A 6,223-nucleotide genomic window follows, 5' to 3' on the forward strand; every position below is an offset into this window, starting at 1 on the left:
ATCAGCGGCTCCGTTCAAGCATCTTTTGCGCATGGGCAATTGCTGCTTCGCGTACCCAACGACCTTCTTCGTGAGCCTGACGGCGGGTGGCTAGCCGCTCCTCATTGCAAGGGCCGTTACCGGCCAGCACAGAGTGGAATTCGTCCCACTGAATCTCACCAAAATCGTAATGGCCGCGTTCTTCATTCCACCGCAATGCAGGGTCTGGCACCGAGCAACCGAGGAGTTCAAGTTGCGGGACCGTCTGATCGACAAAACGCTGGCGCAGCTCATCGTTGCTTTGGCGCTTGATCTTCCAGGCCATCGACTGGGCGCTGTTGGGGGAGTGCTCGTCGCTGGGGCCAAACATCATCAGCGATGGCCACCACAGTCGATTGATTGCATCTTGAACCATGTCCTTTTGCGCCTGGCTGCCGTGGCTCATCATCGTCATGAGCAGTTCATAGCCCTGGCGCTGATGAAAGCTTTCTTCCTGGCAAATCTTCACCATTGCCCTGGCATATGGCCCGTAAGACGTGCGCTGTAGCACCACTTGGTTGACGATCGCTGCACCATCCACCAACCAGCCAATGGCGCCGATATCGGCCCAGCTCAGGGTGGGGTAATTGAAAATGCTCGAGTATTTGGCTTTGCCACTGAGCAATTTGGCGACTTGCTCATCTCGACAGGCGCCCAGGGTTTCCAGGGCGCTATAGAGGTACAGCCCATGTCCGGCTTCATCCTGAATTTTGGCCATCAACTGCAACTTTCGCTGGAGCGATGGTGCCCGGGTCAGCCAGTTACCTTCGGGCAGCATGCCTACGATTTCAGAGTGGGCATGCTGAGAAATCTGTCGGATTAATGTTTGACGATACGCATCCGGCATCCAGCTGTCTGACTCGATTTTGATTTCAGCATCCAGCTTGCTTTGAAAGACGCGCTCTTCGGGTGTCATCTCGCCGAGGGTCTTGAGGTGTTGGATACCGGTATCCACTTGCTGCGCGTACATGCCAACGCTCCGATGAGGCTTTGGAGAACGTTATAAGTGACACGTTAAATCTTAACAATCATGATGTTTGCGTATCGTTTTAGATGGTCGGTATTTAGCTATTTGAATTTATTGAGTTATTGGTTGGTGTGAGCGTTTTTCAGGACACAAAAAGTAATATTTATTCGTGATAATTTGCGCATATATGCGCGGCGAGGATGGTTTGATCGATACTGCTGCCTTGGTCGCGGGAGTCGTCGAACGCGCTACAGACGCTGTTTTTACCTATGAATTCACACATCGGAATGTGACTGGTCTTTTTCGTTTTGAAAATGCAATCGACTCGCTCTATCCTGCATGCTCCCGGCTTACAGCCCACCTTGGACAAGGATGCTCATGACTACAGCATTTCAACCTGTTTCCCACCAGCTCAGGCAAGATGAAGCCGAAGATTTCAAGCCTTTTAACGTCATCATCACCGCGCGTAACTGTACAACCGCTGGTGCGAATCTTGTTATCGGCGGCCAGACGTTCCCCGATCGAGAGGAGAGTCTAACCGTTGGAAAATCAGTTCTGGTCAACACTGGTGCCGATGGTTTTGTGCAGTTAAGACTGATGAAAAGTAGTTACAGCAGTTCGACGGTTCGGCTTGATAAAGTGCCGATTCAGCCGCAATTGTTCGGTGCATTTGAGCCTCATGACACACAGTCCTCCTTTACACCGCAAGACAGAGAAACCATCCGGCATGGTCTGGACCTTGTACTTGAAGAAGTGCGTAAAAGTGCCCTGTTCAGCAAAGAGCAGTTCACGTTACTCAAGGAGCAGCTGGATGAAGCAGCTGAGGCGACCAAGCGCCTGACTCGCAAGGATTGGGTCCTATGGTTTATGGGCTCGGTAGCTTCATTGGCCATTACTGCGGGCTACCCCACAGACGCGGTGAAAGCTTTAATGACCGCAGTAGATCACTACGTTGGCCAAGGCGCTTTGTTTGCTATCCGGCTGCTAAACAAGTCCTGAATCACACGGCCAGGCGGATCCCAGGCTTTGACCCTATAGCTCAGGGCTTAGTAACACGGTGAGCTTTCAGACACGCCCGCATGGATGGGCTTTACATCGATGCGGTCAGTGTGTGTCCAGGTTGTCCAGGGTGGTAAATAGTTTTTGTGCCTGCTTGTTTAGTGCTCTAACATCACCGCCATTCGCGGCAACAAGCAAGCCACTGACAGCGTTGATTGCACTCATAAAGGCGCCTTCCAGCCAGCCGCCCAGGTGGCTGTAACTGTCGCAAGCAAGAAAGAAGCGATTGTTTAGCGCCGGCGAACGAGCGTGTGTATGAAACCGGAAGCACAAGTTGCTGTGGTAGTGATCCCCCGGATTGTCCAGTTTGAAAGCACCTGCGGAGCGGGCGGTGCTCCAGTCGAAGACGAATCGGCTGTCGGTTTGCACTTTGTTCAGAATGTCGCCGAGCCACCAGCGTCGGTAGCTGTTTGTCTCGGGATCATAGATGTCGCGGGTGGCGCGGTTGATCATGCTACTGAACATTTGGTCTGGACTGAATTCGCCCGGATGGTCTTGGCTATTTTGCGGGTAGTGGCCGAAATCCCGTTGCAGGCGGGTCGAATCGTCGTTCCAGGTGTAGCTGGCGAGAAAGCTCGAATAGGCCTGCCCCGCAATTGGGCTGGGAACAATATAGCTGGCGGCCAGTCCGGAGTCGGATATAACGGCTTGCACCGGTTGCCCTTGTACGGTGGGCACATTGGCCGACTGGGCATCTTCGTTTCGAATCAGGCCGAACACTTTTGAAGCGCGGACCATGGGTAACAGATTGATTGCACTGATGATTCGGGCAGTTGGGGCGTCGTTTTCCACGCTCAACTGCAAAGCGTTGTACACCTCTTTACGCCGCTCGGTTGGCAAGCCTAAACCGGCATCACCTAGGCGAGTCTCATCTCGACCGTTGGGGCTGTAGCCCGCGCGGGTGATGATGGGAACTAACTGGGTTTGTGGCAGCGCCAGGATGATGTAATCAAACTCTGACTGTTCCAGTACCGGTGTTTTGGCCGTGTTGAGGTAGTAGCTCAGGGCTGCCTGGCGCTTTGTGCTGGTGGGCGCGTGGTGATGATAAGCGTCCGAGACCCTGGCACTGATAAATTCAACTGCAAAGCTTGCGCCTCCCAGTTCCAGGGCATGCCTGTATAGCCGCTCAATAAAGTCAGAGTTTTCTTCACTGGGCAGTGAATACTCGTTGCTAAAGTTCCACAGGATCAGGCGCATCATTTCAACCAGGGAGATGCCGAACAAGGGCTTGAAACCTCCAGTCCCGAAGCCAAATCGCCCAAACAGTTCTACGCAATGGTTGATCGTTTCTTGAGGGTCTAAGCCGGGGATGTAGGGCAGTTCCCCTTGGGCTGATGCGTGTTCAATGATTTGACGGCCTGCGCTTGCCAGCGTGGTGCCGTCGTACTGAGCAACAAAAGCCAGCCAATCCTGCTCAATCTGGGTCAGTACGGTTTCATTGCTGGATGGGCTGGCCAATAGCGCCGAAACAGCAAAGGGATCGCGATCACCGATTTTGAATCGCGCGGCATGGGTAGGTTTGCCAGTGTCGAGGTCAATACCCGGCAGGTAGCGCAGAATCAGGCGCAACAGTTGGCGGGTAGTGCACTCTGGATTGTCCCAGTGGGTATGGTTGTAGCGTTCGGTGTCCGCCCCGAAAACAAACTCAGTGGCCACTTTGCCCGGGTTGGGGAACACTGACAGTCGGGTTGCTGGCTCGTAAACCTGGGAGGCGTAGTGCCAAATCAGCCCGGCTGTTTCCGGGAAACGCATAGCGCCGACTTCATAAATCGTGCGGTCGTTTTGAACACCGGTTGCCGCATCGGTTGCTACACGCGCTGCCCACACGCGTCCAGCTTTACGGGTATGGATAGGACTTACATCCTGCTTGGTGGGCTGTGGTGCCAGAAAGTGCAGAGGATCCATATCGAACAGACTGACTTGAATACGATGCGGTGCGCTCAGTTGCTGTGCCAGACGGGCGAGTTCGAACAGCGCCACTGTCCCTGCCGAACCTGCTCCTATAATCCCAATGCGATAATTACGCTGGGGAAGTACTCCAAGCTTGTCCTGTACGACCAGGGGGTAGGCAATGTGCGCCGAGTCAGGGTGTCGGTAATGGCGCGCGTGTTGCGCCAGTTCGGCAATTGATGCCTGGTGCTGGGGGTCTTTTGAGTGGTGCCAATTCCATATCGCGCGAATGCTCATCTGCTCTCTCTTCCGCAATGTCCTGTATCAGGACTCGTTACTTGCTGGTATTGGGTGCGCCAGGCCGACGATCAATGACTCGGCAGGCTTTACCTTCTGAACGTTTAATTGAGTACGTGGGCTGTAAAACGATATGTGCCGAGATGCCGACGTGCGCTTTGATGCGTTGCGCCAGTGCCTCACAGAGGACGTTGTGATCCTCGGTCTGCGAATATTGATATCCGCTTCTGAGTTCTACATGCACCTGCATTTGGTCCATGTTGCCCTCGCGGGACAGATGGATCTCATAGGCTTCAGCGAACTGATTGATCTTCAGAATTTGTTCTTCGATCTGGGTTGGGAACACATTCACGCCGCGTACGATTAGCATGTCATCGCTACGCCCGGTGATTCTTTCCAGGCGGCGCATTGCATTGCTGGTGCCAGGTAGCAGGCGGGTCATGTCACGGGTGCGATAACGGATCATTGGCAGCGCTTCTTTGCTCAGTGACGTCAGAACCAGTTCGCCGAGTTCTCCGTCGGGCAAAACGGCAGTAGTCTGCGGATCAATGATTTCCGGGTAAAAGTGATCTTCCCAAAGCGAGGCGCCGTTTTTGTCTTGTACGCACTCCATGGCAACGCCGGGTCCCATGATTTCCGACAACCCATAGATATCCAGCGCGGTAATGCCCAGTCGAGTCTCAAGTGCCGAGCGCATTTCATCGGTCCAGGGTTCGGCACCGAAAATACCCAGCCGCAGTGCGAGCTGATCGCGTGGTATGCCCTGACGCTCTATCTCGTCTGCAATGTTGAGCATGTAGGAGGGTGTGACCATGATGATCTCGGGTTGAAGGTCCTGAATCAGTTGTACTTGCCTGGCTGTCTGGCCTCCGGATACCGGAATAACGGTACAGCCCAACCGCTCAGCACCGTAATGCGCGCCCAACCCCCCAGTAAATAGGCCGTATCCGTAAGCTACGTGCACCTTTTCGCCAGGGCGGCCGCCGGCCACATAAATCGAGCGGGCAACCAGATCGGCCCAGGTATCTATATCTTTTTGGGTATAACCCACGACAGTGGGCTTGCCCGTGGTGCCACTGGATGCGTGCAGGCGAACGATTTGTTGTTGAGGGACGGCAAACATGCCGAAGGGATAGTTATCGCGCAGGTCAGCTTTGCTGGTGAAGGGGAACTGACTCAAATCATCCAGCGATTTGAGTTTGTCGGGATGAATATCCCAGTCATTGAATCGTTGCCGGTAAAAAGGCACATGGCGATAGGCATGATCGAGGCTCCAGCGTAGACGTTCGAGTTGCTGTTGGCGCAACTCGGTAAGCGAACGGTGAACACACCTTCCGAACTCCCAAACTAAGGGCGATGTTGTCCGCCTATTTTTAAGCGGACGCGATAACCCTTAAATGCGCCAACGAAGCTCATACCCCAAGTCATTTAAAGCCCAGGTTGTCCAGGAATGCCTACAACCCGGCGTATCCATCTCCAGCGTTGCCATCAGTCACGGCATTAATGCCAACGTGATCCGTAAGTGGCTGCCGCTTTATCGAGATCAACCGCCCGCAACGCTGCCGGCGTTCGTACCGCTAAAGGTCGCTCCAAAGCGAGCGACTGAGCCGTCAGTGATCATTGAGCTGCCTTTTGGCGAGCAAACCATCACGGTGAAATGGCCGTCTTCCGATCCCGAGGGTTGCGCCCGTTTTGTTCGTGGGCTTGCTCCATGATCCGCATCGATGCGATCTGGCTGGCCACCGAGCCTCTGGATATGCGCGCCGGCACTGAGACCGCGTTGGCTCGTGTCATTGCAGTCTTTGGTGCGGCGCAGCCGCACTGCGCTTATCTATTTGCAAACCGTCGCGCCACTCGCATTAAAGTCCTGGTACATGACGGGTTTGGCGTTTGGCTGGCGGCTCGCCGACTGACTCAAGGAAAATTTCACTGGCCCAGCAGTCGACATGGTGCCCAAATGGAGTTCAGTCCCGAGCAGCTTCAGGCGCTGGT

6 protein-coding genes are annotated in these 6,223 nt (G+C 54.3%); 3 read left to right on the forward strand and 3 right to left on the reverse strand.

Annotation, left to right across the window (positions count from 1 at the left end; genetic code table 11):
- Position 1: 1 nt before the first annotated feature.
- The gene (paaA, locus tag Q1W15_RS00800) at positions 2-988 is read right to left on the reverse strand and encodes a 1,2-phenylacetyl-CoA epoxidase subunit PaaA (protein ID WP_300719601.1); all 987 of its coding nucleotides are present in this window, start codon (positions 986-988) and stop codon (positions 2-4) included.
- Positions 989-1,363: 375 nt separating this feature from the next.
- On the opposite strand from paaA, the gene Q1W15_RS00805 reads away from it, so the two are divergent.
- The gene (locus Q1W15_RS00805) at positions 1,364-1,984 is read left to right on the forward strand and encodes a hypothetical protein (RefSeq protein WP_300719602.1); all 621 of its coding nucleotides are present in this window, start codon (positions 1,364-1,366) and stop codon (positions 1,982-1,984) included.
- Between the two features lie 105 nt (positions 1,985-2,089).
- Here Q1W15_RS00805 and Q1W15_RS00810 read toward each other — a convergent pair whose 3' ends face one another.
- Together Q1W15_RS00810 and paaK are read right to left on the reverse strand one after the other, a co-directional pair.
- Complete coding sequence (locus Q1W15_RS00810) at positions 2,090-4,231, reverse strand: hypothetical protein (RefSeq protein WP_300719603.1); 2,142 nt, start codon at positions 4,229-4,231, stop codon at positions 2,090-2,092.
- 37 nt (positions 4,232-4,268) lie between these two features.
- Entirely contained in the window at positions 4,269-5,537 is a 1,269-nt protein-coding gene (paaK, locus tag Q1W15_RS00815; RefSeq protein WP_300719604.1) for a phenylacetate--CoA ligase PaaK, read from the reverse strand.
- Positions 5,538-5,628: 91 nt separating this feature from the next.
- On the opposite strand from paaK, the gene Q1W15_RS00820 reads away from it, so the two are divergent.
- Together Q1W15_RS00820 and tnpB are read left to right on the forward strand one after the other, a co-directional pair.
- Positions 5,629-5,946 (forward strand): transposase, encoded by a 318-nt coding sequence (locus tag Q1W15_RS00820; RefSeq protein ID WP_300719605.1) that lies wholly within the window; start codon positions 5,629-5,631, stop codon positions 5,944-5,946.
- A partial coding sequence (gene tnpB / locus Q1W15_RS00825) for an IS66 family insertion sequence element accessory protein TnpB (RefSeq protein WP_300719606.1) occupies positions 5,943-6,223 on the forward strand: 281 nt, incomplete at its 3' end. The genes Q1W15_RS00820 and tnpB, both read left to right, overlap by 4 nt.

It is taken from the genome of Pseudomonas sp., from assembly GCF_030150285.1.
In the GTDB taxonomy this organism is placed as follows: Bacteria; Pseudomonadota; Gammaproteobacteria; order Pseudomonadales; family Pseudomonadaceae; genus Aquipseudomonas.